The organism is Haloglomus salinum, assembly GCF_024298825.1.
Taxonomy (GTDB): domain Archaea; phylum Halobacteriota; class Halobacteria; order Halobacteriales; family Haloarculaceae; genus Haloglomus; species Haloglomus salinum.
The window spans coordinates 1,641,663-1,668,143 of sequence record NZ_CP101153.1 but is presented as its reverse complement, the minus strand read 5'-3'; the positions used below and the strand labels follow the sequence as shown (position 1 = coordinate 1,668,143).

At 70.5% G+C, this 26,481-nt stretch carries 23 protein-coding genes; 8 read left to right on the top strand and 15 right to left on the bottom strand.

Translation table 11 applies throughout. The features are described 5' to 3' along the window. Window positions 1-10: 10 nt before the first annotated feature. From NL115_RS08085 to NL115_RS08050, 8 genes are all read right to left on the bottom strand, one after another. Window positions 11-2,257 (bottom strand): NADP-dependent malic enzyme, encoded by a 2,247-nt coding sequence (locus tag NL115_RS08085; protein WP_254832670.1) that lies wholly within the window; start codon window positions 2,255-2,257, stop codon window positions 11-13. Between the two features lie 111 nt (window positions 2,258-2,368). Continuing rightward, window positions 2,369-3,064 carry an urease accessory protein UreF gene (locus tag NL115_RS08080; RefSeq protein ID WP_254832669.1) on the bottom strand — a complete coding sequence of 232 codons (696 nt, stop codon included), beginning with the start codon at window positions 3,062-3,064 and terminating at the stop codon, window positions 2,369-2,371. Next, complete coding sequence (locus NL115_RS08075; protein WP_254832668.1) at window positions 3,061-3,666, bottom strand: urease accessory protein UreE; 606 nt, start codon at window positions 3,664-3,666, stop codon at window positions 3,061-3,063. Before NL115_RS08075 ends, NL115_RS08080 begins: the two co-directional genes overlap by 4 nt. After that, window positions 3,666-4,658, bottom strand: coding sequence for an urease accessory protein UreD (gene ureD, locus NL115_RS08070; RefSeq protein ID WP_254832667.1), 993 nt, complete (start codon window positions 4,656-4,658; stop codon window positions 3,666-3,668). The genes NL115_RS08075 and ureD overlap by 1 nt, the downstream gene beginning before the upstream one ends. Further along, a complete protein-coding gene (ureG, locus tag NL115_RS08065) occupies window positions 4,658-5,281 on the bottom strand; it encodes an urease accessory protein UreG (protein WP_254832666.1) in 624 nt (207 codons plus the stop codon). Before ureG ends, ureD begins: the two co-directional genes overlap by 1 nt. After that, window positions 5,278-5,640, bottom strand: a complete 363-nt coding sequence (locus tag NL115_RS08060; protein WP_254832665.1) for an urease subunit gamma — start codon at window positions 5,638-5,640, stop codon at window positions 5,278-5,280. Before NL115_RS08060 ends, ureG begins: the two co-directional genes overlap by 4 nt. After that, complete coding sequence (ureC, locus tag NL115_RS08055) at window positions 5,637-7,343, bottom strand: urease subunit alpha (protein ID WP_254832664.1); 1,707 nt, start codon at window positions 7,341-7,343, stop codon at window positions 5,637-5,639. The genes NL115_RS08060 and ureC overlap by 4 nt, the downstream gene beginning before the upstream one ends. Next, on the bottom strand, window positions 7,340-7,789 hold the full coding sequence (locus tag NL115_RS08050; RefSeq protein ID WP_254832663.1) for an urease subunit beta: 450 nt from the start codon (window positions 7,787-7,789) through the stop codon (window positions 7,340-7,342). Before NL115_RS08050 ends, ureC begins: the two co-directional genes overlap by 4 nt. Window positions 7,790-7,985: 196 nt before the next feature. Here NL115_RS08050 and NL115_RS08045 point away from each other — a divergent pair, with 196 nt between their 5' ends. The 8 genes from NL115_RS08045 (at window position 7,986) to NL115_RS08010 (ending at window position 16,442) form a co-directional block, all read left to right on the top strand. Further along, complete coding sequence (locus NL115_RS08045; protein WP_254832662.1) at window positions 7,986-8,705, top strand: HoxN/HupN/NixA family nickel/cobalt transporter; 720 nt, start codon at window positions 7,986-7,988, stop codon at window positions 8,703-8,705. A gap of 449 nt (window positions 8,706-9,154) precedes the next feature. Further along, window positions 9,155-10,453: an urea ABC transporter substrate-binding protein gene (locus NL115_RS08040; protein WP_254832661.1), complete on the top strand. Its 1,299-nt coding sequence runs from the start codon at window positions 9,155-9,157 to the stop codon at window positions 10,451-10,453. Then, window positions 10,450-11,391 carry an urea ABC transporter, permease protein UrtB gene (gene urtB, locus NL115_RS08035; protein WP_254832660.1) on the top strand — a complete coding sequence of 314 codons (942 nt, stop codon included), beginning with the start codon at window positions 10,450-10,452 and terminating at the stop codon, window positions 11,389-11,391. The genes NL115_RS08040 and urtB overlap by 4 nt, the downstream gene beginning before the upstream one ends. A gap of 1 nt (window position 11,392) precedes the next feature. After that, on the top strand, window positions 11,393-12,523 hold the full coding sequence (locus NL115_RS08030; RefSeq protein ID WP_254832659.1) for an ABC transporter permease subunit: 1,131 nt from the start codon (window positions 11,393-11,395) through the stop codon (window positions 12,521-12,523). Beyond that, window positions 12,520-13,365 carry an ABC transporter ATP-binding protein gene (locus NL115_RS08025; RefSeq protein ID WP_254832658.1) on the top strand — a complete coding sequence of 282 codons (846 nt, stop codon included), beginning with the start codon at window positions 12,520-12,522 and terminating at the stop codon, window positions 13,363-13,365. The genes NL115_RS08030 and NL115_RS08025 overlap by 4 nt, the downstream gene beginning before the upstream one ends. Before the next feature lie 2 nt (window positions 13,366-13,367). Further along, window positions 13,368-14,066, top strand: a complete 699-nt coding sequence (locus tag NL115_RS08020) for an ABC transporter ATP-binding protein (protein ID WP_254833076.1) — start codon at window positions 13,368-13,370, stop codon at window positions 14,064-14,066. A 63-nt stretch (window positions 14,067-14,129) separates the two neighbouring features. After that, window positions 14,130-15,092, top strand: a complete 963-nt coding sequence (locus NL115_RS08015) for a D-2-hydroxyacid dehydrogenase (protein WP_254832657.1) — start codon at window positions 14,130-14,132, stop codon at window positions 15,090-15,092. A gap of 102 nt (window positions 15,093-15,194) precedes the next feature. Beyond that, complete coding sequence (locus tag NL115_RS08010; RefSeq protein WP_254832656.1) at window positions 15,195-16,442, top strand: acyl-CoA dehydrogenase family protein; 1,248 nt, start codon at window positions 15,195-15,197, stop codon at window positions 16,440-16,442. 255 nt (window positions 16,443-16,697) lie between these two features. On the opposite strand, the gene NL115_RS08005 is transcribed toward NL115_RS08010, so the two are convergent. The 7 genes from NL115_RS08005 to NL115_RS07975 all read right to left on the bottom strand — a co-directional run bounded on the left by NL115_RS08005 (window position 16,698) and on the right by NL115_RS07975 (window position 26,385). Continuing rightward, the gene (locus tag NL115_RS08005; protein WP_254832655.1) at window positions 16,698-18,797 is read right to left on the bottom strand and encodes a hypothetical protein; all 2,100 of its coding nucleotides are present in this window, start codon (window positions 18,795-18,797) and stop codon (window positions 16,698-16,700) included. A 62-nt stretch (window positions 18,798-18,859) separates the two neighbouring features. After that, window positions 18,860-19,597, bottom strand: a complete 738-nt coding sequence (locus NL115_RS08000; RefSeq protein ID WP_254832654.1) for an energy-coupling factor transporter transmembrane component T family protein — start codon at window positions 19,595-19,597, stop codon at window positions 18,860-18,862. 55 nt (window positions 19,598-19,652) lie between these two features. Then, complete coding sequence (locus NL115_RS07995; RefSeq protein ID WP_254832653.1) at window positions 19,653-20,351, bottom strand: energy-coupling factor ABC transporter ATP-binding protein; 699 nt, start codon at window positions 20,349-20,351, stop codon at window positions 19,653-19,655. Between the two features lie 21 nt (window positions 20,352-20,372). Further along, window positions 20,373-20,954 carry a biotin transporter BioY gene (locus NL115_RS07990; protein ID WP_254832652.1) on the bottom strand — a complete coding sequence of 194 codons (582 nt, stop codon included), beginning with the start codon at window positions 20,952-20,954 and terminating at the stop codon, window positions 20,373-20,375. A gap of 114 nt (window positions 20,955-21,068) precedes the next feature. Continuing rightward, the gene (locus NL115_RS07985) at window positions 21,069-21,887 is read right to left on the bottom strand and encodes a DUF6159 family protein (protein ID WP_254832651.1); all 819 of its coding nucleotides are present in this window, start codon (window positions 21,885-21,887) and stop codon (window positions 21,069-21,071) included. 136 nt (window positions 21,888-22,023) lie between these two features. Further along, complete coding sequence (locus NL115_RS07980; protein ID WP_254832650.1) at window positions 22,024-24,411, bottom strand: DEAD/DEAH box helicase; 2,388 nt, start codon at window positions 24,409-24,411, stop codon at window positions 22,024-22,026. Between the two features lie 96 nt (window positions 24,412-24,507). Next, entirely contained in the window at window positions 24,508-26,385 is a 1,878-nt protein-coding gene (locus NL115_RS07975; protein WP_254832649.1) for a PINc/VapC family ATPase, read from the bottom strand. Between the last annotated feature and the right edge of the window lie 96 nt (window positions 26,386-26,481).

Below are 26,481 nucleotides of genomic sequence, written 5' to 3'. Positions count from 1 at the left end.
AGCGTGCGCCCTACTCCTGTGCGTCGACGACGGCGACACCGGCGAGGTTGACGATGTCCTTGACCTCGTCGCCGCGCTGGAGGACGTGGACGGGCTTGGCCATCCCCGCGAGCATCGGGCCGACGGCCTCCGCGCCGCCCAGCCGCTGGAGGAGCTTCGACGCGACGTTCCCCGCCTCCAGATTCGGGAAGACCAGCACGTTCGCGGGTGCGTCCAGGTCGGTGAAGTCGTAGTCGCCGGTGAGCATCTCCTCGACGACGGCGGTGTCGGCCTGCATCTCGCCGTCGACCGGGAAGTCCACGTCCGGGTCCGCGCGCAGGCGGTCGGCCGCGGCGCGGGGCTTGCGGGTGCCCTCGTTGTCGACGCTGCCGAAGTCCGAGTACGACAGCAGCGCGGCCCGGGGCTCGACGTTGAACCGCCGCGCGAGGTCGGCGGTGTGGCGGGTCACCTCCGCGAGCACGTCGGCGTCGGGGTCCTGGTTGACGCTCGTGTCCGCGCAGAAGAGGACGCGGTTGCGGAAGGTGAGCATCGTCACGCCCGCCGCGTACTCGGTGTCGGGGGCGGTCCCGACGACCTGCAGCGGGGCCCGCAGCGCCGAGGGGTAGTGGTGGGTCTGGCCGGTCAGCATCGCGTCGGCGTCGCCCAGCGCCAGCATCGCGCTCCCGAGGTAGTTGCCGTCGCGGACGAGGTCGGCCGCCTCGCGGCGGGTGACGCCCTTGCGCTTGCGTCGCTCGTACAGTGCCTCGGCGTAGGGCGCGAGCTCGACGCCGGTCGGGTCGACGATTTCGGGGTCGAAATCCAGCCCGAGCCGGTCGGCCGTCCGGAGGATGCCCCGCGTATCGCCGATGAGGACGGGCTCGGCGATACCCTGGTCGGCGAGCTGGTAGGCCGCCCGGACCATCCGGTCGCTCGCCTCCGCCAGCACGACCCGTTTGGGGTCACTCTGGGCCTTGTTGAGGACGACACGCATCATCTCGCGGGACTTGCCCAGCCGCGCTTCGAGGCGCTCGACGTACCGCTCGCGGTCCAGGTCGCGCCGGGCGGCGCCGCTCTCGACGGCCGCCCGCGCCACGGCGGGCGCCACCTCGAACAGCACCCGGTGGTCCAGCGGTTTCGGGATGATGTACTCCGGGCCGAACTGGAGTGGCTCGTCGTCGTACGCCTTCACGACCGCGTCGGGCACGTCCTGGCGCGCGAGGTCGGCCAGCGCCTCGGCGGCGGCGACCTTCATCGCCTCGTTGATCTCGGTCGCGCCCGCGTCCAGCGCGCCGCGGAAGAGGAACGGGAACCCGAGGACGTTGTTCACCTGGTTGGGGTAATCCGAGCGCCCCGTCGCCATCACGACGGTGTCCTCCCGGGCGTGCTTGGCCGCCTCGTAGTCGATTTCGGGCTCGGGGTTGGCCATCGCGAACAGGATGGGGTCCGAGGCCATCGACCGGACCATCGCCTCGTCGACGATGCCGCCCACCGAGAGGCCGACGAACACGTCGGCACCGTCCATCGCGTCTGCGAGGTCACCGGCGGGGCGGTCCTGGGCGAACGGTTCGCTGTACGGGTCCAGGTCGCCCGCCTCGGCCCGCTCGGTCGTGAGGATGCCGTCGATGTCACACATCGTGATGTTCTCGCGGGGCACGCCCAGCGAGACGTAGAAGCGGGCGGTCGCGAGCGCGGCCGCACCGGCGCCCGCGAAGGTCACCGAGAGGTCCGCGAGGTCCTTGCCGACGATGTCGGCGGCGTTGGCGAGCGCGGCGCCGCTGATGATGGCGGTCCCGTGCTGGTCGTCGTGGAAGACCGGGATGGAGAGGCGCTCGCGCAGGCGCTCCTCTATCTCGAAGCACGCCGGCGCCGAGATATCCTCCAGGTTGATGCCGCCGAACGTCGGCTCCAGTGCCGCCACGTGCTCGACGAACGCGTCCGGGTCCGACGCGTCCACCTCCAGGTCGAACACGTCGATGTCGGCGAACCGCTTGAACAGCACCCCCTTCCCCTCCATCACGGGCTTGGAGGCGAGCGGACCGATGTCACCGAGGCCAAGCACCGCCGACCCGTCGGAGACGACGCCGACGAGGTTCCCCTTCGTCGTGTAGCGGTAGGCGTCGCCGGGGGCGTCGGCGATGGCCTCGCACGGCGCCGCGACGCCGGGCGAGTACGCCAGCGAGAGGTCCCGCTGCGTGCTCGTCGGCTTCGTCGTCGATATCTCTATCTTGCCGGGCGGGTCGTGTTCGTGATACGCCAGCGCGTCCTCGTCGAGTCCCATGCCGGGGCTTCGGCCTCAGAAGTATTAACTATTCGACATATGTGTGGTGATTAATCGAGGGGTTCCCGGGTCGGAAGCGGATTCCCGACCACGCGTGCGTTCGGCCGCCGCTCAGCTGACGAACAGCCTGCGGTCGGCTCGTTCGTGTTCGGCCGCGAGCACGTCGACCAGTGGCGCGAACGGTGTCATGTCGTCCAGCGTGCGGCCCGCGCTGTCGTCGACGGCCGCGCGCATCGCCGGCCGAAGCGCGACCAGCACGCGCTGTGCGTCGGTATGCCCCAGCGCGAGCAGCCGCTGGGCCGCCCCGAGCAGTCCCGTGACGAACGCGTGACAGCACAGCAGGCAGGCCTCGCGCGCCTCGACGCCCGCGACGGCCGTCGCCGCGCCGAGCACGGCCGGATGGATGCCCGGGGCGTCCCCGGCGTCGACGCGGTCGGCGTACCGCGCCAGCAATGGCGACTCCCGGACCTCGCACTGCAACTGGAGCAGGCGCTCGCCCGCCGCGGTCGCGCTCTCGCGGAACTCCGCGGCCAGCGTCGTGGCCGCGAGCCGCCGGTCCGCACGGAGCACCGCATCGAGGTCGCCCTCGCTTGCCCCCGCGCCGGCGTGGGCCGCGCGCAGCGCCACGAGGTCGGCCGGGCCGACCTGCCGCCGCAGGTACGTCTCCAGCAGCGCCTCGAGGTCGTCGGCGTCCGTCACACGGTCGGCCTGGGCGAACTGTTCGAGGCCGTACGAGGCGGTGTGGCTCCCGTCCGGCAGGAACGAGTCCGCCAGCCGGAACGCCGACAGCGTCGCATCGTCGCTCATCGGTCCGACCCTCCGGACCCGTCCCCGGCCACGCCACCGTCGTCGGTCAGGCGCAGATGCGAGCCGTCCTCGTGGGCGTGGTCGTCCCCGAGACTCGGGCCGTGCGAGTGGTCCGGCCCGCCGTCGTCGAACGTGGTCGGGGGGACCCGCTCGGTGTGGAGCGTCGCGCCCGCGGGCGCCTCGGCCCGGACGAACCGCTCCATCCGCTCGCGGTCGTCGGCCACCGGGAACAGCACCTCGGTCCCCCGGACGGCCATGTCCCAGTGGCGGTTGCCGACGGCGTGGCCGAAGGCGACGGCCGCGGTCGTCGGGGCGTCCGCCCCGGCGAGGTCCACAACCAGCGCCTCGACCGCCGCGAGTTCGACGACGAGGAGTCCCCCGTTCTCGGTTCGGAGCACGTCGCCATCGGCGAGTTCCCGCGCGACCACGATGCCGAGGTCGGTCCCGTCGGCCGTCTCGGTCCGGACCCGCGAGCGCCGCCGCTCCGTGTCCGTGAGGACGACCCGGTGGACGCCGCCGCCCGTGCCGGTCTCCGCCTCGGCCAGCGCGCTCGTGACCACCTCCTCGCTCCGGTGGCCGAGGTAGGTCTCGGCGACCAGCATCAGTACTTCCTCCCCGCGGGTGCGGGTGCGTCGAGCAGGTCACGCCGGGCGGCGTCCCACGCCGCGTGGAGGCCTGCCCAGACGGTCTCGGCCCGGGCGCCCAGCGCCCGGACGGCCACGCCGGCCCCGTTCGGGAGCCGCGTCGCGCCGCCGCGGGCCGAGTTCGGGGCGCCGGCACACGCCGTCACGATGGCCTCGTGGAGCGCGTCACTCAGGTCGGCGGGGGCGTTGTGGTCGGGCGCGACGACGAACAGGGTCCCGTAGACGGTGAACTCACCCAGCACGCCCGGCGCGTCGGGGACCGGCCCGGCGCCGCCGGGCGCGAGATGCGTCGCGTCCGTGAACAGCAGCCCCTCGGGGCCGGTCGCCCGGACCCGCGAGAGGCACCGCTCGAAGTCGAACCGCTCGCCCCGGGCCAGGCGCCCCGGCACCAGCACCTCGCCCAGAACCGCCGACGCGCCCGGTGCGAGGTCGAGGTCGAGGCTCGCGTGGTAGCGCGCCCCCTCGTGGAGGATGGTCGGCTCGGGGACGTAGTCGAGATGGCCGCCCGCGCCGACCGACAGCCGCGTCTCCGCGGCCGCGTAGTTGGCCCGCATCGTCTGGACCTTGGTGGCGCTCTGCGTGGAGACGTGCGCCACGGCGTCGGCGCCGACCTCGACGGTCACGTCGTGGCGGTCGCCCTGCGCGACGCCGCCGGTCGGCGACTGGACGAACACCGTCTCCGCGTCGGGGTGTGGGTCGTGGCCCAGCGTCCCCGAGACGTGGAACGGAACGGTGGCGTAGTCGTGGACGAGCGCGGTACCGCCCGTCGTCCGCTCGAACCGGAGTTCGAGGACGCCGTCCTTCCCGGGCGAGCCGACCGCGGCCTGCGGGACGGGCTCGGCGGCGTATCCCGCGAACGCCGGGTGCGGGGCGTCGGGCGCTGGCTCCTCGCCGTCCGCGTCCGGGTCGGTCGCATCCGGGTCCGCCGCTCCCGGCGCGTCCGTCGCCATCAGGCGAACAGCACCCCCTCCTGCACGTGCTCCAGCACCTCGTCGACGCCCGTCTCGTCCTTGCAGTTCGTGAGGACGTACGGGCCGTCCCGGACCTCGCGGGCGTCGGCCTCCATCCGGTCGAGGTCGGCGCCGACGTGGGGCGCGAGGTCGGTCTTGTTGACGACGAGCAGGTCGCACTCGACGACGCCCGGGCCCCGCTTGCGGGGGATGTCGTCGCCCTCGGCCACGCTGATGACGTACAGCGAGTAGTCCGCGAGTTCGGGGTTGAACGTCGCCGCGAGGTTATCGCCGCCGCTCTCGATGAGGACGATATCCAGCTCCGGGTGGGAATCGAGGAAGTCGTCGACCTGCCGGAGGTTCATCGACGGGTCCTCGCGGATGCCCGTATGCGGGCAGGCGCCCGTCTCGACGCCCGCGACGAGGTCCTCGGGGACGACGCCGGCGAACCGCTCACGGAGCCGGTCGGCGTCCTCCTGGGTCAGGATGTCGTTGGCGATGACCCCGACATCGAGGCCGGCCTCGCGCAGCCGCGGCACGAGTTCGGTCAGCAGCGAGGTCTTGCCCGACCCGACGGGCCCGCCGACACCGACCGTCGCCAAGTCGCGGTGGGTCGGGCTCACGCTTCCTCCTCGTTGCTGTCGCTCGACTCGTCCGTGTCGGCGGTCCCGACGCTGTCCGAGCGCACGGGGTCGTGGACGGTGACGAGCTTCGTCCCGTCCGGGAAGACGGGCTCGACCTGTATCATGTCGACCATCTCCGGGACCCCGTCCATCACGTCCTCGCGACCGAGCAGTTGCGAGGCGCCGGACCGGATCTCGGCGACGGACTGGCCCTCGCGGGCCCGCTCGATGCACCAGTCGCTGATGTAGGCGACCGTCTCGGGGTGGTTCAGCAGGACGCCGCGCTCCTTGCGGCGCCGGGCGACCTCTGCGGCGGTGAAGACCGTCAGCCGTTCCTCCTCTTTCGGTGTCAGTTTCATAACATGTACCGCTGTGCGAGCGGGAGTTCGCTGGCCGGTTCACAGGTGACGTGCTCGCCGTCGACACGCACCTCGAACGTCTCGGGGTCCACGTCGATGTCGTCCGGGCAGTAGTCGTTGTAGACCATGTCCGCCTTGCCTGGTGTCCGGGTCCCCTCGACCGGGACGACCCGCGAATCGAGCCCGTACGCCTCGCCGACGCCGGCCTCGGCCGCGGCCGGCGAGACGAACGACAGCGAGAGGGCGTGTTTGGCCTTCCCGACGGCACCCGCCCGCTCACGCTGTTTGATGGGTTCGCAGGTCATCAGCGAGCCGTTGGCCTCGCCCATCTCCGAATGGACCGGGAAACCGCCCTTGAATATCATCGCCGGCTTCACGCCGAAGAAGGCCGGGTCCCACAGGCAGATGTCCGCCAGCTTCCCGGGTTCGAGGGTGCCGACGTAGCCGTCGATACCCGCCGCGATGGCCGGGTTGACGGTGTACTTCGCGATGTAGCGCTTGATGCGGTGGTTGTCGGCGCCGGTCCCCTCGTCCTCCGGGAGCGGCCCCCGCTGGGTCTTCATCTTCGAGGCCGTCTGCCAGGTCCGCGGGACGAGTTCGGCCATCCGTCCCATCGCCTGGGAGTCGGTCGTCATCATCGAGATGGCACCCATGTCGTGGAGCACGTCCTCGGCGGCGATGGTCTCGGCGCGGACCCGGGACTCGGCGAACGCCACGTCCTCGGGCACGTCCGGGTTGAGGTGGTGACAGACCATCACCATGTCCAGGTGCTCGTCGAACGTGTTGTCCGTGTACGGCATCGAGGGGTTCGTCGAGGAGGGGAGCATGTTCGGCTCGCCCACCATCTCCATGATGTCCGGGGCGTGGCCGCCGCCAGCGCCCTCGATGTGGAACAGATGCATCGTCCGGCCGTCGACGGCCGCGAACGTGTTCTCGACGAAGCCGGCCTCGTTCAGCGTGTCCGTGTGCATGCAGACCTGCACGTCCTCGTCCTCGGCGACCGAGAGCGCGGTGTCGATGGCCTCGGGCATCGAGCCCCAGTCCTCGTGGAGTTTGAGCGTGCAGGCTCCCGCCTCGATCTGCTCGCGTAGCGGCGCCGGGGCCGAGGCGTTCCCCTTGGCGTAGAAGCCGACGTTGACGGGCCAGGCCTCGGCGGCCTGGAGGTGTCGTTTCACGTTCTCCGGCCCGGTCGTGCAGGTGGTCGCGCCGCCGCCGTAGCCACCGCCGAGCATCGTCGTGATGCCGCCCGCGAGCGCGTGCTCGTGGAGCTGGGCGGAGTTCCAGTGGACGTGGATATCCAGCGCGCCCGCCGTGGCGATCTTCCCCTCGGCCGGATACACGTCCGTCGACGGGCCGACGACCATGTCGACGCCGTCCATCGTGTCCGGGTTGCCGGCCTTCCCGACGCCGACGATATCGCCGTTCCGGATGCCGATGTCGCCAGCGACGATGCCCAGCACGGGGTCGATGACGGTCGCGTTCGTGATGACCCAGTCCAGCGCGCCCTCGGCCTGCGTGACGCCCGGGGCCATGCCGAGGCCGTCCCGCAGCGTCTTCCCGCCCCCGAACACCGCCTCGTCGCCGTGGGTCCGGTAGTCGGTCTCCACCTCGGCGAACAGCGCCGTGTCGCCCAGCCGGACCCGGTCGCCCTCGGTGGGGCCGTACAGCTCGGCGTACGCCTCGCGGTCGATGTCGCGGGTCACTCCGTGCCCCCCGCGTCGTCGTCGCCATCGTCGCCCCCGTCGGCGTCCGCGCCGGCGTCCTCGGCACCGTGGTCGTCGGCGAACCGGAAGCCCGCTTCGCGGGCCCGCTCGACGGCCTCACCGGGGTCGCCGTCGACGCTCCCGTTGACGAGGCCGTTCATGCCGTGCGCGACGCGCTTCCCGCCGATGGCGACCAGCTCGACCGTCTCGCGCTCGCCCGGCTCGAACCGGACGGCCGTTCCGGCGGGGACGTTCAGTCGCATCCCGAAGGCGGCCTCGCGGTCGAACGCGAGCGCGGCGTTGGCCTCGAAGAAGTGGAAATGCGACCCCACCTGCACCGGACGGTCGCCGGTGTTGGCCACCGAGACGGTCGCCGTCTCGCGCCCCTCGTTCAGCGTCACCGTTCCCTCGCCGGTCCGGACCTCCCCGGGAACCATGTCGGTCATCCCGACCGTCCACCTCGTGGCTGTCTACTCGCGTGTTCGTTCAGCATCAGTGCCGAATTGATGGAGTATGTGCATAAAGGCGGTATATTGGTCAATAATTGCGGAATCAGAAGGTGTTTGGGAGTCGCTTCGTGTAGCCCGAGGCAATGCGTACGAACCCCCTCACGGTCGACCGTGTTCCAGTGAGGCACTGGCGATGAGCGGACCGCTCGTGGCGGCACTGGCCACCGCTGGCGTGCTGGGCGTGACCCACGCCATCGAACCGGACCACGTCGCCGGCATCTCCTCGGTCACGACCGAGTACGGCGACTCGCGGGTCGCGGCGCTGGTCGGGGCCTGCTTCAGCCTCGGCCACGTCGCACTGGTCGTCGTGTGGCTCACCGCCGCGTCGCTCCTGCTCGACCGGACGGCCTTCCCGCCGCTGTACGACCGCCTCGGAACCATCGGCGCCGGCCTCGTCCTCGGCCTGCTGGGCGCGTCGATGGCCGTCGCCGGCATCCGGCGGGTCCTCCGGACGGACGAACACGACCACGAGCACACCACGCATAGCCACCCGCATCTCCACCTCCCGCTGCCGGGCTTCGACGGCCACGACCACTCCCACGACGTGCGCTCGTACCTCAAGACGGGCCTCGTGGGGGCGCTGTTCACGCTGTCGCCGCCCGTCTCGATGCTGGTGTTCGCCTCGACGCTGCTCCCGCGTGCCGGTGCGGGTGTCGTCTCGCTCGCGGTCCTGACCTACGCCGTCGCCATCACGGTCACGATGAGTCTGCTCGGGGCCGGCGTCGGCACGGTCTTCGGCCGACTCGACGAGCGCGGGGCGACGCTCCACGGCGCCGTCCAGGCCATCGGCGGCGTGGCCGTGGTGGCGCTGGCCGCCGTTCTCTTCCTCGGCGCCGCCACGCCGCCCGCGTAACGCACGTCCGCCATGCCGTCGCCGTTCTCGCGGTGATTCCGTCTCCGCCCCGTCGCATCGTTCCGCTCCTTCGCCCTGCCCCGTCCTCTTCTGCCGGCTCGTTCTTCGCCCGTCCCCATCGTTGCGTCCCCGGGTCCGCCGTCGCAATTCTTTCCGAACCCGACCGCTCGCACACTGGCTCTCTCGAACCGAGATAATTTCTAAAATATCTGCCGTAATAGCGGACTTTCGATTACATTCGGTGGATAATAACACGTCCTTATACGTTTCACACCACGAAAAGGGCAGTATAATACACGATTGGTAAATGTTATATGCTGCTCACGATTTGGCCGGTGTGTGCCCGAGAATATGGACGAGTATGTTCGTCTTCGCACGAAAGTTGTAGATATGTCTGAAAATGTCGCTGTCTGTCGCCATGACTCTGTTGTCGGCACGGAGGTGGCCGAATGAGCGACCGTCGTGTCGGCCGTCGTGGCTTCCTCGCCTCCGGGTCCGCGGCGACGCTGGCGGCACTGGCCGGCTGTACCGGCGTCCCCGGCTCCAGCGGTGGCGGTGGCGGCAGTGGTGACGACACCATCACCCTCGGTATCCTCGAAGACCGTTCGGGCAACTTCGCGCTGGTCGGCGACCCGAAGCACAAGGCGTCACTGCTGGCCATCGAGGAGATCAACCAGAACGGCGGTATCGACGGGAAGCAGATCGAGGTGTTCGACCCGGACCCGCAGTCGGACAACCAGCGCTACCAGGAACTCACACGGCGGGCCATCCAGCAGGAGCAGGTCGACGCGCTGTGGGCGGGCTACTCCTCGGCGACGCGTGAGGCCATCCGCCCCATCATCGACCGCGAGGACCAGCTCTACTTCTACACCACCCAGTACGAGGGCGGGGTCTGCGACAAGAACGTCTTCGCGGTCGGGCCGACCGCCCGCCAGCAGCTGGGGAGCGTCCTGCCGTACCTCCGCGAGGAGTACGGGCCGGAGATATACACCATCGCGGCCGACTACAACTTCGGCCAGCTGAGCGCGGACTGGGTGAAGGTGCTGGCCGACGAGAACGACGCCGAGGTCATCGGCGAGGAGTTCATCCCGCTGTCGAACTCCCAGTTCGGCTCCACCATCAACCGCATCCAGGAGGCCGACCCCGACTTCGTGATGTCGATGCTCGTCGGCGCGAACCACACCTCCTTCTACGAGCAGAAGGCCTCCGCCGGGCTGGACGTGCCCATCGGCACGTCGACGGCGATGGCCCAGGGGTACGAGCACCTCCGTCTGGACCCGCCCGCGATGGCCAACATCTACGCCGGCGTCAACTACATGGAGGAGATCCCGACCGAGCGCAACACCTCGGATGGGGGCTTCGTCGACCGCTACTACGAGAAGTTCCCCGACGCCCCCTACCTCAACGAGGAGGCGGAGAACAACTACTTCTCCATCTACATGTACAAGGCGGCGGTCGAGCAGGCCGGCACGACCAACCAGGAGGAGGTCAAGTCCGCCCTGGAGTCGGGTATCACCTACGGCGCGCCCGAGGCCCCCGGCGAGGAGGAGATCAGTCTGGTCCCGGAGACCCACCACGTCGACCACCACATGTGGGTGATGCGGGCCGACGAGAACCACAACGTCGAGGCCGTCGACGACCGGGTCATCCCGGAGACCTTCCTCAAGGACACGGTCGGCTGTGACCTCACCGAGGAGGACGAGGAGACCCAGTACACGCCACAGGACTTCTACGAGGAGGCAGGATGATCAACGGGCTGAACCTGCTCTTCCAGTTCCTCGACAGCTTCGCGTTCGTCGTGTTAGCTGCGGCGGGACTGGCCATCATCTTCGGCATCATGGGCGTCATCAACCTCGCGCACGGCGAGTTCATCATGCTGGGGGCGTACGCCACGACGCTGGCGAGCGTCCGGCTGGGGCTCCCGCTCGTGGCGGCGATGCTGGTCGGGATGGTCGTGACGGCGCTGTTCGGCCTCCTCGTCGAGCGGGTCATCATCTCGGGGTCGATTCCGAACGCCATCGGCCAGCGCGTGGCCGGGCGCGACCTGATGGAGCCCCTGTACGACCGGCTGGCCGACTCGATGGTCGCGACGTGGGGGCTGAGCCTCATCATGGTCCAGGGTGTGCGCATCACGCTGGGCAACTCGCTGGACCAGATCGGGACGCCGCTCGGCGAACTCGCCTACGGCGGCTTCTCGTACTCGATGTACCGGGTCGTCCTCTCGGGAGTCGCACTCGGCGTGCTGGTGCTGGCGTACCTCGTGTTCACCCGGACGGAGTTCGGGATGCGCGCCCGCGCCACCATCCAGGACGAGGACACCGCCCGCGCGCTCGGGGTCGACACCGAACGGACGTACGCGGCCACGTTCGTCATCGGCTCCGGCCTCGCCGGCCTGACCGGCGCGCTGTACGCTCCCACCGTGACGATGGTGCCGGGACTGGGCGGGTCGTTCCTCGTCGAGGCGTTCGTCGCCGTCGTCGTCGGTGGCCCCAGCGTCGTCCTCGGGACCGCACTCGCCGGCGGCTTCCTCGGCGGCATCAACGCCCTCGTCTCGAACCTGCTGGGGACGACCGCCGGCCGCATCGCACTGCTGGTGACCGCCATCGTGATGATCCGGTTCCTGCCGGACGGCATCACGGGCTTCGTCGAGCGGGTCCGCGCGCGCCGGCAGGAGGGGGGTGCCTGAGATGGCGACCGAGACCGGCGCCGGGCGGACCGACCCGGAGCCGTCGGGGCTCCTCGGCCGAATCCGCGGCCGGCTGGAGGGGCCGAACACCATCGGCAACTCACGGGCGTACTGGGCCGGCTTCGCCGTCGCCGTGGCGGCCCTGCTGGTCTACCCCTATATCGTCGGTGCCTACCAGGCCTCGCGGTTCTCGCTGTTCCTGGTGTACGCCTTCCTCGGGCTGTCGCTGTCGGTGGTCTGGGGGTACGCCGGGGTGCTGAGCTTCGGGCAGGTGGTGTTCTTCGGCGTCGCCGGCTACACGTTCGGCGTCGTCTCGGTGAACTTCGCCACCCCGGCCGGTATCACCGGCGCGTTCCTCGTCGGCATCGGTGGCGGGGCGCTGGTGGCCGCCGTCCTGGGCTACTTCATGTTCTACGGCGGCGTCCGCGACGTCTACGTCACCATCATCACGCTGGTGTCGACGCTGGTGTTGCACACGTTCATGGCCCAGACCGCGGGCGACCAGTGGACCATCGGCGAGGCTGCACTGGGCGGGTTCAACGGGATGCCCACCATCCCGAACCTCGCGCTCGGGGTCGGCGGGGCCGCCCTCGTCATCTCGGACGTGATGTTCTACTACCTCGTCCTGGTGTTGCTCGTGGCCACGTACCTGGGGCTGCGGGTGCTGGTCAACTCGGACTTCGGCCGCGTGATGGTCGCCGTCCGCGAGGACGAGGACCGGACCCGGATGTTCGGCTACGACGTCCGGCGGGCGAAGCTCCTCGTGTTCACGCTCGGCGGCGCCCTCGCGGGGCTCTCGGGCGTGCTGTACGCGGCCTGGGGCAACTACGTCAGTCCGGGCGTGTTCGAGCTCGCGTTCGCCTCGCTCCCCGTCGTCTGGGTGAGTATCGGCGGCCGCGACACGCTGCTGGGCGCGGTGGCGGCCACCGTCGGCATCGAGTTCTTCCGGAACTCGCTGGGTGGCGAGTGGGCGTTCGTCACGGTCGGGGCCCTGCTGCTGGTGTCCATCCTCGGGCTCCCCGGCGGCGTCGTCCCGTGGCTCGACCGGACCTACCGGAACCTGCGCGGCGGAGGGACGACGCCCCCCACCGAGACGACCGACTCGACCGACCCCGAGGTGACCGAGGCATGAGCACGAACGACACCGACACGACCGACGGAACCGACGCCGAGACCGACACGGGGCCGGAGACCGCGACGGGCCACCCGAACGTCCGTCAGACGGCGGCCGAACTGGCGACGGGTGACCGGACGGACACGCTGCTGGCGACCGAGGGGCTCCGCAAGGAGTTCGGCGGCTTCACCGCCATCGACGATGTCGACTTCTCGGTCGCCGAGGGCGAACTCCGCTGTCTCATCGGCCCCAACGGCGCCGGCAAGTCGACGCTGCTGAAACTGGTGACGGGGACCCACGCCCCCACCGACGGGAAGGTCTACTACGACGGCCACGACCTCACCGACCTGCCGCCCCACGAGCGGGTGCGTCGCGGCATCAGCATGAAGTTCCAGGTGCCGTCGGTGTACGGCGAGCTGACCGTCCGCGAGAACGCCCGGCTCCCCATCCAGCGGTTCGCCGACGGGGCCGAGCGCCGCCGCCGGGTCGACGAGGCCATCGCCGCGGCCGGCCTGTCGAACTACGAGGCCGCGCCCGCGAGCACGCTCTCGCACGGGCAGCAGCAGCAACTCGAGATCGGGATGGCCGCCTCGATGGAGCCGGACCTGCTGTTGCTCGACGAACCGGTCGCGGGGCTCGACGTGGCCGAGCGCGAGGCCATCGCCGAGCGCATCACGCGGCTCAACGAGGAGCGCGGCATCGCCTTCGTCGTCATCGAGCACGACACCGACTTCGTCGCGACCATCGCCGACCGCGTGACCGTCCTCCACAACGGGGACGTGTTCCGCGAGGGGCCGGTCGCCGACATCGAGTCCGACCCTGCCGTCCAGGATATCTACCTCGGAGGTGACGGGGCGTGACGCTGCTCGAACTCGACGGCGTCACGGCCGCCTACGACGCGACGCCCATCCTCCGCGACGTCGACCTGACCGTCGAGGAGGGGGAGATCGTCGGCGTGATGGGCAAGAACGGCGTCGGCAAGTCGACACTGATGAAGACCGTCATCGGCCTGCTCGAACCACGCGCCGGGACGGTCACCTACGCCGGCGCGGACGTGACGGGCGCCGACGCCGACGAGCGCGCCCGCGCGGGCATCGGCTACATCCCGCAGGGCCGGGACGTGTTCCCGGACCTCAGCGTCGAGCAGAACATCCGGATGGGCGAGACCGTCAACACCGGCAGCGAACGGACGCTGTACGACGAGATCTACGACTACTTCCCCATCCTCGAGGAGCGGGCCGACCAGGACGCGGGGACACTCTCGGGCGGCCAGCAACAGATGCTCGCCATCGCGCGGGCACTGGTGGCCGACCCGGACCTGCTGTTGCTGGACGAGCCCTCGGAGGGTATCCAGCCGTCCATCGTCGACCAGATCAGCGAGGACATGCGGACCATCAACCAGGAGCTCGGGACGACCATCCTGTTCGTCGAGCAGAACCTCGGGGTCATCCGCGAGATGGCCGACCGCTGCTACGCGATGGAGCGTGGCGAGGTGGTCGACGAACTCGGGCCCAGCGCACTCACCGACGAGGAGCGCCTCACCAGCTACCTCGCGGTCTGAGGCGCCCTGGGCCTCGTCCGAGACGGACATATATTTATTGTCAGTTCCGCCCTCTCGGCGGATATGTCGAACGCTATCTCCGAACTGTCGGTCCTGCAGCACAAACCGCACGGGATGCCGGCAACGGAGTACGCCGACGCCCTCCGCGAGCGACTGCCGGACGTGACGGTGACGCTCGCCGCGACCCCCGACGAGCGGCGCCGGGCAGTCGCGGACGCCCCGGTCGTCACGAGCAACGACCTCGACGCCGAACTGCTCGAGGCGGCCGACGACCTGGGGCTGTTCGCCTGCACGTACGCGGGCGTGGACCATCTCCCCCTCGAGGCGCTCCGCGAGCGCGACGTGGCCGTCACGAACGCCTCCGGGGTCCACGGGCCGAACGTCGCCGAGCACGTCATCGGGTGGCTGCTGGCGATGGTCCGGCGGCTGGACGAAGGGTGGCGGCGCCAGGAGCGCCGCGAGTGGGCCCACTTCCAGGCCGCCGGCGAGCTGCAGGGCTCGACGGTGACGGTGGTTGGACTGGGTGCCATCGGCGAGGCCATCGGCGAGCGGCTGGCGGGCTTCGGCGTCGAGACGGTCGGGGTCCGGTACACGCCCGGGAAGGGCGGGCCGACCGACGAGGTGGTCGGCTACGACGACCTGCCCGCGGTCCTGCCCCGCACCGACCACCTCGTGCTCGCCTGTCCGCTGACCGACGAGACGCGCGGGCTGGTCGACGCGGCGGCGCTGGACCTCCTCCCGCCGGACGCCACGCTGGTCAACGTCGCGCGTGGGCCGGTCGTCGAGACGGACGCGCTGGTCGAGACGCTCCGGCGCAACGGCCTCCACGCGGCCGCGCTGGACGTGACCGACCCCGAACCGCTCCCGGAGGACCACCCGCTCTGGACGCTGGAGAACGTCCTCCTCACGCCCCACACCGCGGGCCACACGCCCCACTACTTCGAGCGGTGTGCCGACATCCTCGCCGAGAACGTCCGGCGCGTGAACGAGTCGGGGGCGTTCGAGGGGTTGCGGAACGAGGTCTGACGGCCGGGGCGACCGCTACCCATCGCCCCGTCCGCTACCAGATTACGAGATTCTGGGCACCGTCGCTAACAACTTTAAGTCCTGCCCGCGGAGATGGGCGACATGGAGTACCACGACTCCGAGAAAGCGCAGGAGGTGGCAGGCCGCGTCGAGGCGTTCATGGACGAGGTCGTCATCCCCCGCGAGCGGGAGGCCCTTCGGACGGGCGAGCACATCTCCGACGACGAACTGCACGACCTCTGGGAGCAGGCGAAGGAGCGCGACCTGTTCGCGCCGCAGGTCCCCGAGGAGTACGGCGGCCAGGGGCTGGACTTCAGCGACATGCTGCCGGCGTTCGAGCAGGCCGGCCGGTCGCTCATCGGCGCGCAGGCCATCCGCGCGAACGCGCCTCAGGAGGGGAACATGCACACCCTCGAGATGGTCGGCACCGAGGAGCAGAAAGAGGAGTGGCTCCGGCCGCTCGTCTCCGGGGAGCTGCAGTCGGCGTTCTCGATGACCGAGCCGATGCAAGGCGCCGGCTCGGACCCGAAGATGCTCCAGACCACCGCCTACAAGGACGGCGACGAGTGGGTCATCAACGGCCACAAGTGGTGGTCCTCGGACGGCTACGACGCCGACTTCCTCCTGGTGATGGCCCGGACGGATATGGACGAGCACCCGTACGCCGGGAGCTCCATCATCCTCGTCCCGACGGACACGGACGGCGTCGAGATCGTCCGGAACGCCGGGCACCTCGGCGGCCACGGCATCCTCGAGAACCCCGGCGGCCACGCGGAAATCAAGTACCGTGACGTGCGGGTGCCCGTCGAGAACACCGTCGGCGAGGAGAACGCCGGCTTCCGCATCGCCCAGATGCGGCTGGGCGGCGGCCGGCTCACGCACTGCATGCGCTTCTCGGGGATGGCCCAGCGCTCGCTCGACATCGCGAAGGCGTACATCTCCGAGCGCGAGGCGTTCGGCTCCGGGCTCGACGAGAAGCAGGCGCTCCGCCAGCGCATCGCCGAGGCCGAGACCCGCCTCCACATGGCCCGCACCGGCGTCCGGCACGCCGCCCGCGAACTCGACCAGTCCGATGCGCGTATCGAGGTCGCCATGTCGAAGGTGTTCACCGCGCGCGTGACCAACGAAATCATCGACCTCGCGGTCCAGTGCTGTGGCGGCAACGGCATCGCGAAGGACCTGCCGCTGGCACACTTCTACGAGGGGGTCCGGGCGTTCCGCATCTTCGACGGCGCCGACGAGGTCCACCTCCGCTCCATCGCCCGCGAGGCCTTCGAGGACGTCGACGAGGCCGAGGTCCAGGACGTGCTCCGGTTCGACCCCGAGCTGACGCCCGAGAACGTGCTGTAACTGTCCCCGTAACATCTGCAAACTGCGGATTTTCTCTCTATCGCCCCCAATCCCCCACTCTGAACGAGATATCAGCAGTATCTGTATTGTACCGTGGTTATTACCCGATTCGGCGCTCGGCGCGGCGGAGCGCCTCCGAGGGGGGCTTCCCCAGCGTGACCGAGAGGCTGTCCCCGATGGGACGCGATGCCGGGGGGAACAGCGTCGCCATCTTCCTCATCCTCGGTGGTCTCGGGCGCTTCCGGCGGTCCCGTGCTATCCTCGTTCCCCCCAGCGCCCGCTCGCGACCAGTCCCGCCAGCGCCAGCACGAGGGCGACCACCGCTGCTCCCGGGCCGAATCCGGGGCCCACGGCTCCGAGCGGTCCCGCGCTCGTCGACGTACGTCCGTCGCCACTGGCCGGCGTCGGTGTCGATTCGAGTACCACCGCACCGGACTCCCTGACGACCAGTGCGCCCCGGCGCTCCACCGCGGTCAGCACGTCCTCGAGGTCGGCCACGCCGGGTGGATAGGCCAGCGCCCGGACCCGGAGCGACCAGTTCCCGCTCGGGTCCGGGGGGGTGCCCGTCAGTTCGCGGGTCGCGGTCGCATCCGTCGCGAGCGGGACGGCCGTGGCGTCGAGCCGGCGGACCTCGCGGTCGGCCTGCTCGGGGACCGCCTCCAGCACGAGCCAGTAGGTGTGGGGTTTCGGACCGGTGTTCTCCAGCCGCGCCTCGGCGGCGACGGCCTCGCCCGCCTCGAGCGCCGCGACGCTCAGATTGCCGTCGACCTGGCGCTCGTCGGGTACCGGGAACGTCGTGAGCCAGTCCTCGAGGTCCGTGTACCGTGTCCGCTGGTAGGGGACCTGCCCGGTCTCGTCGTCGGGGCCCATCGCTCCGGCGTAGCTCGCCCACACCTCCTCGCCGGTGAGGGGGACGACCTGATACGCCTCCCCGAGCGAGCCGTCGTGGGTCAGGTTCCGGGCGTTCCCGGTCCGGTCGGCGTACACCCCCTCGGCCACGTCCGGGATGACCGTCTTCCGGCTCTCTTTGTCGATGAACTGGTCCTGGATGGGGATGCCCGCGCCGTAGCGCTCCGTGTTGCGGAGGTAGTTCGAGTGCGCGCCGAACGCGGGATAGATATCGGCGTGATGCCCGGTGTGCCCCGTCTTCGCCCACTCGCGGACCTCGCCCCCGTAGTGCTGGGAGGCGGCGACCCACTGCGGCCCGGACTCGTTGACGAGCACCGACACCGTCTCCAGGTCGCTCTGGTGGGCGACGATGGCGCCGATACTGTCGGGCTGTTTCGGGTCGTAGACGTAGAACAGCCAGTAGGTGTAGGCCGTGTACGTCTCGCCACGGTAGGTGACGCCCTCGTGGACGCTCCCGTAGACGGTCGGCGGGAAGCGGTCGTCGTAGGTCGGGAACTCGCGCTCGTCGGCGGGCATGTCCAGTTCCCAGTCGTCGCTCCGTCCCGCGATGTCGAACAGCGTCGGCTCCTCGACGTTCGGGTGGGCGATGTCCTGGAGTTCGGCGTTGTAGACCAGCGCCTCGTACCGCGTCGGCTGGTAGGGCTCTTCTGCGGCGTAGTGGATGCGCGGGGCGTACCGCCGGAGCGCCTGCACGCGGTCGGCGCTGGTCGCGCGCAGCGTCGTCGTCGCCGTCTCGCCGCCGCTGGTCACCCGGATACGGTAGGGGCCGGTCGCGTCCGGCCGGAGGGTAGCCGTCCCGCGGTCGTAGGTGCGGAGCGTCGCGTCGCTGCCGGGCGGCGCGTCGACTAGTGTCCACCGTGTCGGCGCGTCGTACGTCGGCGGCGTGCGGAATGCGACCGGCGAGCCGACGACGGTCTCTGACCGGGCCGCCGAGACGGCGAGCGCTGCGGGCGTCTCGTAGCCGATATCGACCGTCCGGCTGTCGACCTGGTCGTCGTTGCCGAGGTCGGTATCGTCCCGGTCCTGGTCGGCGTCCCAGAGCTCGACAGTCAGGTCGTGGTCGCCCGTCTCGATGCCCCCGAGCTCCGACTCGTCGAGCGTGACGGCGAGCCGGTACTCCGAGCGGCGCTCGACGATGTCGGTCTCGTGGACGTCCTCCCCGTCGACCTCGATCTCGAGATACGGTTCGCCGGGGTTGTTGCCGAGCACGTCCGTGTCCGGCATCCGGGTGTCGGCGACGACGGTCACCACGAACTCGCCGTAGCGACCGTCGCCGTCCGGGTCGCGACGTGGCTCGACCTGCACGTCGACCAGACCGGGGTCGGTCGTGGCTGCGGTCGTCGCGCTGGCGGCGGCGGTCGCCGGGTCCGTCACGGCGACCGCCCCCGCCGGCACGAGCAGCGACAGCACGAGCAATGTCACGAGCGCGTTCCATCCCCCCATCATCCGCCGCGTGGTATGCAGTGACACCAGTTAAGCTTCGGGTCGGGCACCCCGCCCTGGGCGGCTCAGGCGCCGGGCACCGGCGGCCAGCCGACCAGCGGCCAGAGCGCCCACCCGACCAGTGCGACACAGCCCGCCAGCACGGGCACGTCCGTACGCCCGAGCGCGAGCCGTGGGAGCGTCGGGTTCCAGGCGAAACAGCGGGCACCGAGCGCGAACGCCAGCGTGTCCGAGCGGTCGAACGCGCGACGCAGGCCCGTCGTCGCGACGATACGCATCCGCTCGGTGAGAGGGCGGGCCTCGCCGAGCCGTGCGCGCATCGCCTCACGGGCACGCGCTGCATCCCGCTGGAGGACCGGCAGGAATCGGAAGACCAGCCCGACGCCGACGCCGAGGAACTGGCCCGGGCGGCCGGGGACGAGCCACTGGATGGCGGCTCGTGACTCCCGGCTCGGCGTGGTGGTGACGTACGCCGCGCTCACGAGCAACACCAGCAGGACCCGGTAGCTCGCCAGCGCCGGGAACCGCGCCTCCGCGAGCGAGAACCACGGCGAGCCCAACGTGAGCCCCTCCAGTAGCGGTGCTGCGACGAGGAACGGGAGGACGAACCGGAGGTCGGCCACGACCGAGCGCGGTCGGAGCCGCGCGGCCAGCAGGACCCCTCCCACGATGCCCGTCAGGACGACGAGGCCGCGCGGCGTCGTGTGGGCGAACGCGGCGGCGGTGAACGCGACCTGGAAGGCGAGTTTCGTCCGCGGGTCGAGGTCGTGGACCAGCGTGGTCCCCGGCTCGTACCTCAGCACGGTCGCCCTCCGCGGCGGCTGGCGCCCAGCCCTGCCACGCGCTCCCGACCGCCGCTCACCATGGTCGGACGTCGAACTCGAGCAACCGGTCGCGGACGGCGTCCGGAGGGCCGTCCAGTGCGACGGCACCGTCGCGCATCACCACGACGCGGTCGGCCAACTCGGCCACGTCGCGGAGGTCGTGCGTGACGACGACGACGCCGGTGCCCGACTCGTTGAGCGCGGCCAGCCGGTCGACGACAGCCGTCCGCGCGGGGTGGTCGAGCCCGGCCAGCGGCTCGTCCAGTACGAGGTGGCTCGGCTCCATCGCGAGCGCGCCGGCGATGGCGACCCGGGCCTGTTCGCCGCCCGAGAGCTGGTCGATGCGTTCCTCGCCCCGGCCCGCCATCCGGACCGCTTCGAGGGCCTCGTCGACGCGGCGGTCGATCTCCGCGTGCGGCAGGCCGAGGTTCTCCGGGCCGAAGGCCACGTCCCCGCGGACGGTCGCCGCGACGAAGCCGTCGCGTGGGTCCTGGAACACCATCGCCACGGCCGCGCGGGCGGCCACGAGGTCGTCGGCGACCGGCTGGCCGTCGACCAGTACCGCGCCCGCGTCGGGGGCGAGGAGGCCGTTGAAGTGGCGGACGAGCGTGGTCTTCCCGGCGCCGTTCGGCCCGACGAGCAGCAGGAACTCCCCGTCCGCGACGGTGAGGTCGACGCCGTCGAGGACCGGCTCGTCGTCGTACGAGTGTTCGAGGGCGCGGGTCTCTATCATGTCATCGCTGGCGGTGGTCGGTCACTCGGCGGAGAACTCCTCGCTCCGGACGATGCCGACCGCGGCGGCCATCTTGAGCGCCTCGGCGGGGATGAACGCCGCCGCCCCCGCGAAGAACGCCTCGACGGGCCCCAGCCCGAGGACCACCATCAGGCCAGCGATGCCGCCGACGTAGATGACGGCGACGCCGATGGTCATGGCGCCGACGAGCCGCCAGATGGGGACCTCGCTGGGGTCCCGGAGGCCGTCGAAGCCGTGGACGAGGGCACCGATGGCGGCCGCCGCGACCGGGAACGCGAACAGGTAGCCGGCGCTCGACCCGGCGAACTGGCCGAGACCGGCCGCACCACCCTGGAAGACCGGCGCTCCGGCCGCCCCGGCGACGAGGTAGAGGACGATGGACAGCCCACCCCAGACGGGGCCGAGGAAGATACCCGCGAGGAAGATGCCCAGCCCCTGCAGCGTGATGGCGATGGGCGAGACGGGGTTCGGGAAGGAGACGTACGCGAACGCGCCGGTCAGGGCCGCGAGCAGCGCCGCGCGGGCGACGTTCTTGCCGACCTCCTGTCCGACGAGTTCGACGTTCTCGGTCGCCGCGCTCACGCGGACCACCGCCGTTCGTGCTGTGGCATGGTTGCCCGTGCTGGTCGGGGGAGTGGGTTGAACACTTCGATATCGGGTGCTACCGCGGCCGGCGCCGGTGGTTCCGGGGCCGGCTTACCGCCCGGCCGACCGGAAGTCGACGTTCTCGAACTGCTGGGGGCGCTCGCCCTCCGTGGCGTAGACGTAGAGGGCGGTCTTCGCGACTGCGCCCAGCGTCGTGCCGCCCAGGTAGGCCAGCAGGATGACGAGCACGCCGATGGCGATGGCGCCGACGAGGCCCAGCCCGGTGCCGCCGAGCACGAAGAACGCGAGTGCGGCGACCGCCAGCCCCGCGAGCGTGAACAGGACGGTGATGATGCCGACGCCGAAGCTGGCGCCCGCGGTCTCACCCCAGGTCTCCTTGAACGTCTGCCCGGAGCGCTCGAACATCTCCCGGACCGAGACCTCCTCGAAGACGATGACGGGGACGACGAAGTACGTCAGGATACCCCACGCCACGCTGAAGACGAACGAGGCGAGTTCGGCCAGCGGGTTGTCCGTACTCTCCAGCAGCTGGAGGACCGTCCCGACGACGGCCGAGATGACCGCCCACGCGAACAGCGGGCGTCTGTTGCGCCACGCGGCCGCGAGCCCCTCGTTCAGCGTGGGGTCACGCCCGTGGAACACCTCGCGGGCGTTGTACATCAGCGCGGCCGAGAAGAACGCCGCGATGAACGAGGTGCCGAGGTAGACGACGAACAGCGCGGCGTACAGCGTGGGGCCGGGGTTCGGGCCGACGAGGAACACCGCACCGCCCAGAATCAGGGCGAGATAGATGGCGCCCGCGATGCCCGAGATGGCGGGGAACACCGTGAGGCTCGGCTCGTCGCGGAGGACGTCGAGGCTGTCCATCGACAGTGCCCAGCCGGTCTTGAGTCTGCTGAAGAATCCCATTACTGGGTTCTGGTGGGTCGGCTCCGGGGATAAATCTTCGCGGCTGGGCCGTGATAGCAACGGGCCCGGCCAGCAGCTGGGTCGTGCATCCCGTCGGCGGGATCGGCCGGGCGAGCAACCCCGCTCCCGACCGGCGCTACTCCACCCGCACGGTCCGGCTCTCGGAGACGGGCGCGAGCGGCAGGTCCGGGAACGTCACCTCGACCCGGTAGGTCAACTCGTCGGCCTGGTCCGTGCCGAAGACACCGACCGTCGTCTCCGTCTCGCCGAGATGGCTCTCGCCGCTCGACATCTCGCGGCCGTTGACCGTCACGCGGACCCCCGCGCGGGCGCTGCCCGCGGCCGAGCGCACCGTGACCGGGCACATCGCCCGCTCGCCCAGTGCGATGCTGTCGGGGAACGCACCCCACTCGATCTCGACGACCGGGAGGTCGCGGGCGTTCCGCAGGACGCGCTCGGCGACGCCCTCCGAGAGGCCCGCGTCGACGAGCCCATCGACCCCGGCGGCGACGATGTCGGAAGGCGTCGTCAGACCCTCTGCGGCGAGTTTCTGCGCCCGACCCCGGGCCACCCCCTCGACGGCGGTGAGGCCGACGGCGTCGGCGGAGATACCGGTCTCGACGCGGGCCTCGACCCGGCGGACGAGGTTCGCGGTGCGGGCGGGCGCGAACTCGCGGGCGAACGCGTGCAGGGCCGCGAGCAGGCGCAGGACGTTCTGCTTGATGACCCACGCGTCGCTCTGGAGTTCGGCCGGGGTGGACCCCCGCATCGCCGACCGGCAGATGGCCAGCACCTTCCGATGCCCGGGTTCGAGGTCCTCGCCCTCGGCGTCGGTGGCGAACGACATCCCGAGAACGGACTCGACGGCGTCGCGCTCGCTCTTGCGGGCGCTGACGGAGTCGAACTCGGCGGCGGCTGCGACCGTCCGCAGCACGTCGGCCTCGTCGACGGGGCGCTCCGCGGCGAGTTCGGTCAGGTCGGCGAACTCGCGGGCGGTGTCGAGGCGCATGTAGAACTTCGAGGCCAGGCGGCCCAGTGCGGTCGGCCGCAAGCGGAGGCCGTCCTCCTCGACGAACCCGTCGTCGACGAGCGCGTCGAGCGTCTCCCGGGCGCGGGTCCGGAGGTTCCCCCCGAACGGGTAGTCCGTCGAGCCGTCGCTGGCGCCGTCGGGGGCGGCCTGGGCCCGGACGTAGTAGAAGGTGGTCTCCAGCCACTCCATCACGTCGTCCATCTCGCGGACGTAGCCGAGTGCGACCTCCGCGTTCAGGTGGGCGTCGAGGTCCTCTGCGAGGCGGGACTCTATCTCCTTGCCCTCGCGAAGCAGGGTGCGGTACTTGTCGGCGTCCGACCCGTCACAGACCACGTAGGCGTAGCCGGCGTCGTCGTAGCCCGGCCGCCCGGCGCGCCCGAGCATCTGGAGCACGTCGAGCGGACTCATGTCGACCTCCCCCTCGAGCGGGTCGTGGTACTTCGTGTCCCGGATGACGACACAGCGCGCGGGCAGGTTCACGCCCCACGCGAGTGTCGAGGTCGAGAAGAGGAGCTGGACCGTGCCGTCGCGGAACCACTCCTCGACGCGGTCCTTGTCCGAGCGCGAGAGCCCGGCATGGTGGAAGGCGACGCCATCGACGACGCTCTGTCGGAGGGTGTCGTTGTCCAGGTCCTGGGCCTCGGTGTGCATGTCGTAGTCGCCGCGGGCGCCCATCGCGATGTCGCGCTCGGCGACCACGTCGCGGGCCTTCTCCGCGGCGCGGACGGTGTCCTGCCGGCTGGAGACGAAGACGAGCGCCTGCCCCTCGTCCTCGATGTGGGGTTGTGCGAGGTCTAGGGCCCGGAACAGGCGGCGGTACTTGTCCTGGAACGGGTTCTCACCGTGCGAGTACGTCTCCACGCCCGCGTGCAGCGGGACCGGGCGGTAGTCCTCGCCGAAGGTGAACGTGCACTCCTCGGGCGCGTCGAGCCAGCCGGCCACGTCCTCGATGTTGGGCATCGTGGCCGAGAGCGCGACCACGCGCGGGTCACAGAGCCGGCGCAGCCGCGAGACCGTCACCTCCAGCACGGAGCCACGCTTGTCCGAGTCGAGCAGGTGGACCTCGTCGATGATGCAGCAGTCGACGTCCGTGATGAACGCGTGGCGCGCGGTGTCGTGCTTGCGTGTCGCGGAGTCGGCCTTCTCCGGCGTCATCACGAGCACGTCCGCGCGCTCGGCGCGGCGGGGATTCAGGTCGCGCTCGCCCGTGACGACGTACACCGAGTAGCCCAGCTCCTCGAAGCGCTCCCACTCGGACTCCTTCTCGTTGGTGAGCGCGCGCAGCGGCGCGAGGAAGAGGGCGGTGCCGTCGTTCCGGAGCGCCCGGCAGATGGCGAGTTCGGCCAGCGCCGTCTTCCCGGAGGCGGTGGGCGCGCTCACGACCACGTTCTCGCCCGAGTCGAGGACCGCGGGCAGGGCCTCCGTCTGCATCCGGTTGAACGCCTCGAACGGGAACGCGTCGGCGAACTCGGGGACGGCCTCGTCTACGCGCATGATGTGGAATGCCGCGGCGGAATCGCCGCCGCCGGCGGGTTACCTGACCGCAGGGGGCGTCGGACAAAGGGGTTTCCTATGCGGCACGGCGCCGGCCTACTGCGGCGCGAGCGTGATCTGCTTGCCGCGGTCGATGGCCTGCTCCAGCTCCTCGGCGATGGCCGAGCCCCGCGAGACCTGGATCTCGCCGCCGCGCGAGACGGTCGCCGTGAACAGGTACTCGCCACCGGCCTGTACCTCGACGGTCTCGCCCTGGTAGCCCTCTGCCGGGACGATGACGTGCCGGGAGGTGACCTCCGGCGTGACGATCTCGCCGGAGCCGCCCGCCGCGCCACCACCGGAACTCCCACCGGAGTTACCACCGCCCGACCCGCCCGCATGGCGCGCACCGTCCGGGCGCTCGTCGTGCGTGCGCACGTCGATCTCGATGCCCAGTCGGTTCTCGATGTCGGAGATGCGGCCGCCGCCCTTCCCGATGACCGTGGAGATGTCGTTCTCGGAGACGTAGACGCGGGCGGAGTTCTGGCCCGTGATGTCGACGTCGACGCGGTCGCGCGCGACGGATTTGACCTCGCGCTCGATCTCCTGTTTCGCGATGCGGTTGACGCCCGTGTCGCTCCCGTCCTCGCCCTCCTCCAGCGGGACCGTGACGACCTGGTTGTTGAACGTGTAGATCTCGTAGGCGGGTTCGCCGGTCTCGAAGTCGCTGATGACGACGACCGGGCGCGTGAGGTCCTCCTCCATCAGACCGTGGGGGACCTTCACCTCCGTGTGGACGTCGTAGACGGTGTGGACGCTGCCGTCCTCGATGTAGACGACGGTGTCGACGACCTGCGGAATCATCCCGAGTTCGACACGGCCGACGAGGCGCTGGAGGGCGTCGATGGCGCGGGTCGCGTGGACGACGCCGATCATCCCCACCCCCGCGAGGCGCATGTCCGCGAAGACGGAGAAGTCGGAGGTCTTGCGGACCTCGTCGTAGATGGTGTAGTCCGGCCGGACCATCAGCAGGGAGTCGGCGGTCTTCTCCATCGAGCCGTCGAGTTCCGTGTACTGTGTGATGTTCGGCCCGACCTGGAGGTCCCGTGGCTTCTCCATCGTCTTGACCGCGTAGTCCGAGTTCGCGAGGAACTCGGCGACGGCCTGGGCGAACGTGGACTTGCCCGCCCCCGGGGCCCCGCTGATGAGGACCCCGCGCTGGCGCTCGCTCAGCCGGTCCCGGAGCTCGTCGGCCATCTTGTAGTCGTCGAGTTCCGTCTTCACGATGGGGCGGACGACGGTGATCTCGATGCCGTCGCTGAAGGGGGGTTTCGCGACGGCGATGCGCATGTCCCGGAACTGGACGATGTCCATTCCGGGCTCGGAGAGCTCGATGAACCCCTCGCTGGACTGGCGCGCCGAGGCGAGGATGTCGGTGGCCCACTCCTTCATGTCCGCCTCCGTGGAGGGGTCGTCGCGGATCTCCTGGTAGTGCATCTCGCCGATCTCGCCCCGCTTGGCCATCGGCGCCACCCCCGTCTTCAGGTGGACGCTCATCGTGGTCTCGTCGAAGAACTCCTCGATGGCCAGCGACCCGGTGTCGCGGGTCTCGGCCTCGACGTACTCGACGGCGATGCCCTTCGCCCGGGCGACCTCGGCCTGGACCGCGTCGCTGGTCAGGAGCGTGGCGTCGTACTCCTGTGCGATGTCGCGGATGACCGCGTCGATGTCGCCCTCGTGGGCGCCGCCGATCTCGTCGCTCGTGGGCCGGTCGCCGACGTACTCGACCGTCAGCTCGCCGGCGTCGGCGAGGTCGGTGAGGCGCTGGAGCTCCTCCAGCCCCTCCCAGCCGGTGTCGTGCCCGGCGTTGGCCTGGGACTCCAGCTCGGAGACAACCGCCTCGGGGACGTACACCGTCTCGACGGGTTCGCCCCGTTCGTGGAACTCGGACACACGGCCGTCGATGACCGCGCTCGTGTCCGGGACGACGTTCATGCACGGGAGTTGGATGCTGTCGTGTATAAGGTACCGGGATAACCGCGGGGCGAGGGTATCGATGGACCGGGCGGAGACATCAAGCGGGCGCTCCGG

Excerpts from the sequence above, each read along its gene's own strand:
- NL115_RS08075 (WP_254832668.1), bottom strand. The coding sequence starts at position 3,666 with ATGCTGGTCGCCGAGACCTACCTCGGCCACCGGAGCGAGGAGGTGGTC.
- NL115_RS08045 (WP_254832662.1), top strand. The coding sequence starts at position 7,986 with ATGAGCGGACCGCTCGTGGCGGCACTGGCCACCGCTGGCGTGCTGGGC.
- NL115_RS08050 (WP_254832663.1), bottom strand. The coding sequence starts at position 7,789 with ATGACCGACATGGTTCCCGGGGAGGTCCGGACCGGCGAGGGAACGGTG.
- ureD (WP_254832667.1), bottom strand. The coding sequence starts at position 4,658 with ATGGCGACGGACGCGCCGGGAGCGGCGGACCCGGATGCGACCGACCCG.
- NL115_RS07995 (WP_254832653.1), bottom strand. The coding sequence starts at position 20,351 with ATGATAGAGACCCGCGCCCTCGAACACTCGTACGACGACGAGCCGGTC.
- NL115_RS08025 (WP_254832658.1), top strand. The coding sequence starts at position 12,520 with ATGAGCACGAACGACACCGACACGACCGACGGAACCGACGCCGAGACC.
- NL115_RS07985 (WP_254832651.1), bottom strand. The coding sequence starts at position 21,887 with ATGGGATTCTTCAGCAGACTCAAGACCGGCTGGGCACTGTCGATGGAC.
- NL115_RS07980 (WP_254832650.1), bottom strand. The coding sequence starts at position 24,411 with ATGCGCGTAGACGAGGCCGTCCCCGAGTTCGCCGACGCGTTCCCGTTC.
- NL115_RS08060 (WP_254832665.1), bottom strand. The coding sequence starts at position 5,640 with ATGAAACTGACACCGAAAGAGGAGGAACGGCTGACGGTCTTCACCGCC.
- NL115_RS08080 (WP_254832669.1), bottom strand. The coding sequence starts at position 3,064 with ATGAGCGACGATGCGACGCTGTCGGCGTTCCGGCTGGCGGACTCGTTC.
- NL115_RS08010 (WP_254832656.1), top strand. The coding sequence starts at position 15,195 with ATGGAGTACCACGACTCCGAGAAAGCGCAGGAGGTGGCAGGCCGCGTC.
- NL115_RS08030 (WP_254832659.1), top strand. The coding sequence starts at position 11,393 with ATGGCGACCGAGACCGGCGCCGGGCGGACCGACCCGGAGCCGTCGGGG.
- urtB (WP_254832660.1), top strand. The coding sequence starts at position 10,450 with ATGATCAACGGGCTGAACCTGCTCTTCCAGTTCCTCGACAGCTTCGCG.
- NL115_RS08015 (WP_254832657.1), top strand. The coding sequence starts at position 14,130 with ATGTCGAACGCTATCTCCGAACTGTCGGTCCTGCAGCACAAACCGCAC.
- NL115_RS08005 (WP_254832655.1), bottom strand. The coding sequence starts at position 18,797 with ATGATGGGGGGATGGAACGCGCTCGTGACATTGCTCGTGCTGTCGCTG.
- NL115_RS07975 (WP_254832649.1), bottom strand. The coding sequence starts at position 26,385 with ATGAACGTCGTCCCGGACACGAGCGCGGTCATCGACGGCCGTGTGTCC.
- NL115_RS08085 (WP_254832670.1), bottom strand. The coding sequence starts at position 2,257 with ATGGGACTCGACGAGGACGCGCTGGCGTATCACGAACACGACCCGCCC.
- NL115_RS08040 (WP_254832661.1), top strand. The coding sequence starts at position 9,155 with ATGAGCGACCGTCGTGTCGGCCGTCGTGGCTTCCTCGCCTCCGGGTCC.